Here is a 1,585-nt window from a genome sequence, read left to right on the forward strand (position 1 = left end):
ACTGTCAGCTCGTCGACCACCTCGCGATATCCACGATCGGGAACCACGAACGCAACGAGCTGCTTACCGCTCGCAAAATCACGGGCAACCACAGCGGCTTGGGTAACGTTAGGATGCGATGTCAGGGCTGCTTCGATCTCACCTGGCTCAAGTCTGAACCCGCGGATTTTGACTTGATCGTCGGCTCGTCCGATGAACTCGAGTGCGCCTCCTTCTCGTAGGCGAACGACGTCCCCTGTTCGGTACACACGCGTGCCGCACCCTTCGGGGTCAGCAACGAATCGTGAGGCCGTCAGTCCACGCTGTTCTCGGTACCCGCGAGCTACTTGCGCTCCCGCGAGGTACAGCTCCCCTGGCACCCCAATCGGGACAGGCTGAAGACGCCGATCAAGGACACGTGCCGCCATATTGGTAACCGGCTGCCCGATAGGCACCGATGAATACCGGGCGGACGCACCTTTGGACATTGATGTCGCGAAGGTGGTTGTCTCAGTCGGGCCATATACATTGACGAAGCGCACTGAGGGGTAGGCTGACTCGGCGCTCCGAAGGAGGGCCGGGGACAGCGGCTCCCCACCGACCAGTACGTGATCGAGAAAGTGGAAATCGGACCTAGTCTTGATGCCCCGGTCCAAGAAGGCGCCGAGGAGCGGCGTGGTCACGAATACGCTACTTACGCGCTCATCCTGCACGAGCGATACGAGCTCTGCGGGGTCAGAACGCGGTTCCGTCGCCGGTACGACAGCGCCGCCGTTCAGAAGTGGCGACCACAGCTCGTAGGTTGATGCGTCGAACGATGTCGGTGAATGCATCAGTGTTCGTCCCGGCACAGGGCCAGTCCATACCCGATATGCGAGGTTGAGTACATTCGCGTGGGACACCCCCACGGCTTTCGGCGCTCCACTGGAGCCGGACGTATAGATGACGTAGGCCAGCCCCGCCGGCGAAAGCGAATACCCCCGCTCAAGATCGTTGATGTTCGCACCGTCTCCGGCAACTTCCATTTCACCGATAACGATGTGCGACCAGCAACCCTCCTGCTTGACGTCACCACGGGAGACCAGGATCGAAGGGCGCGCATCGTCAAGAATCCGGTCAACTCGCTCGCTCGGATAGGCCGGATCGATTGGAAGGTAGGCTCCGCCAGCCTTCAGAACAGCTAGCCACGCGACCGCGAGATCCTCGCCCCTAGGCAAGTGCACCGCGACGATGGTTTCAGGCCCGGTTCCGAGGTCCATAATCTGCCGTGCCAGACGGTTGGCCACAGAGTTTAGCTCGTGGAAGGTCATGGTCCGGCCATGACCGATAATAGCGGGACTGTCGGCGCACCGCGCCGCAACACCTTCAAAGACCGCCGGAATGGAAAGCGCAGGTTCAGGAACCGTGACACCCTCCAAGGCGGTTCGAATCTCGTGGCGTTCACTGAGAGGTAGAACGTCGACGACCTCGACACGTGTTTGAGGGGCCTCAGCAAGATTGCCCAATAGAAGGTTGAAACGCTGCACGAAGCGCTCGGCTGTGGAGCGGTCGAACAGGTCGGTGGAGAACTCCAACGTTGCCGTGTACCCCGCATTCGCCCCCGACC

The 1,585-nt window shown here is 60.8% G+C and carries 1 protein-coding gene; it reads right to left on the reverse strand.

The window, feature by feature from the left end; genetic code table 11:
• Positions 1-1,553 (reverse strand): amino acid adenylation domain-containing protein (locus HCA61_RS25805; protein ID WP_169691048.1); only part of this gene is annotated, 1,553 nt, incomplete at its 3' end.
• Positions 1,554-1,585: the final 32 nt, after the last annotated feature.

It is taken from the genome of Rhodococcus sp. HNM0563 (assembly GCF_012726195.1).
Classification (GTDB): Bacteria; Actinomycetota; Actinomycetes; order Mycobacteriales; family Mycobacteriaceae; genus Rhodococcus.